Source organism: Streptomyces sp. NPDC001985 (genome assembly GCF_040296845.1).
GTDB lineage: Bacteria > Actinomycetota > Actinomycetes > Streptomycetales > Streptomycetaceae > Streptomyces.
In genome coordinates this window covers 1-1,808 of the sequence record NZ_JBEOYB010000187.1, presented here as the reverse complement: position 1 = coordinate 1,808, position 1,808 = coordinate 1, and the positions used below count along the sequence as shown (strand labels likewise).

General features: G+C 70.9%; 1 protein-coding gene. It reads left to right on the top strand.

Translation table 11 applies throughout. From position 1 onward, the window contains the following. The coding region (locus tag ABT122_RS33485) for a condensation domain-containing protein (protein WP_351559956.1) at positions 1-1,808 on the top strand (1,808 nt) is incomplete at both ends.

The following is a 1,808-nucleotide window of genomic DNA, read 5'->3' as shown; positions in this document are numbered from 1 at the left end:
GTCCTCGGTCTGGACGAGGTGAGTGCCGGCGGTTCGTTCTTCGAGCTGGGCGGCGACTCGATCATGTCGATGCTGCTGGTGTCGAGTGCTCGCCGTGCGGGTCTGGTCATCACCGCCCGCCAGGTCTTCGAGCGTCAGACCCCCGAGGGGCTGGCCGCCGTCGCCGTCCCGGCCACCGCGGCCACGGCCGTGGCCGGGGACTCCGCCGTCGGCGATGTCCCACTGACACCGGTCATGCGCGAACTCCTCGACCGTGTCGGACCCGACCGGCTCGGCCAGGTCTTCCAGCCGGCGTTTCTCCATGCCCCGGCGGGGCTGGACTTCGCCGTCCTGACGGAAGCGGTCCAGGCCCTGGTCGACCACCACGACGCACTGCGGGCCCGGCTCACGGCCGAGGACGGACCGGAGCGGCGGCTCGTCGTGCCCGAGCCGGGCACCGTACCCGTCGAATCCTGGGTACGCCGAGTGGAAGCGGTCGGCTACGGAGAAAACGACCTGCGCCGACTGATCAGTGACCAGACCCGGGAGGCCATGAACGCACTCGATCCGCGGACCGGTGTGATGGCCCAGGTGGTGTGGTTCGACGCCGGTCCCGAGACCGCCGGCCGGCTGCTCATCGCCGTGGACCACCTGGTGGTCGACGGTGTCTCGTGGCGGGTGCTGCTGCCGGATCTCGCGCGGGCGTACGAGGAACTGGCGGCCGGGCGTGACGCCGGGCTCGACCCGGTGCCGGTGTCCTTCCGGCACTGGGCGCGCGAGCTGGCCGCGCAGGCGACCGGCGCGGAGCGGCTGGCGGAGGTTCCCCGATGGGTGGAGTACCTCCAGGGCCCCGCTTCCCTCCTCACCGACGAGCGCGTCGACCCGGAGCGGGACCTTGAGTCCACCATGCGGCGGATCTCGCTGCGCGTTCCGGTGACGGTGACATCGGAGCTGTTGACGAGCGTGCCGACGGCTTTCCACGCGGGTGTCGACGATGTGCTGTTGACGGGTCTCGCGGCGGCCGTCGCCGAGTGGCGGCGTGACCAGGGGGCTGCGGGCGGTCTCCTGGTGGATGTCGAGGGCCATGGCCGGGTCGCTCTGCGGGACAGCGACGACCTGTCCCGGACGGTGGGCTGGTTCACCAGCAGCCATCCGGTGCGGCTGGATGTCGGCTCCGTCGATCCGGTGGAGGTGCGGGAGGGCGGTGCCGCTGCCGGGCGGGTGCTGAAGCGGGTGAAGGAGCAGATCCGCGCCGTCCCCGGTGATGGTCTGGGGTATGGTATTCTGCGTCATCTCCATCCGGAGGCCGCGCCCGAGCTGGCGGGACTGCCCTCGGCGCAGATCGGCTTCAACTACCTCGGCCGCTTCTCCGCCGCCACAGCCGCTGATCCGGTCTCGGCCGACTGGTCCCCGGCAGGGGACTCGGCCCTGGAGATCCCGGGCGGCGAGTACCCGGTCATGCACGCGCTGGAAGTCCTGGGCGCCGTCCATGATCTGCCGGAAGGGCCCGAGCTGACGCTCACCCTGCTCTGGCCGGGAGCGCTGCTGGACGAAACCGCCGTACAGACACTGCTGGACGGCTGGGCGGCGATGCTGGCCGGGCTGGTCACGCACGCCACGGGTTCAAGCAGTACGGCCGGTCACACGCCCTCCGATTTCTCGCTCGTGTCGCTGGATCAGGCGCGGATCGAGGAGCTGGAGGCGGAGGTTCCGGGCCTGGTGGAGGTGCTGCCGGTCTCGCCTCTCCAGGAAGGGCTGCTGTTTCACGCGCTCTTCGACGAGCGGGGTACGGATGTCTATGTCGAGCAGCTGGATCTGGGCCTTGAGGG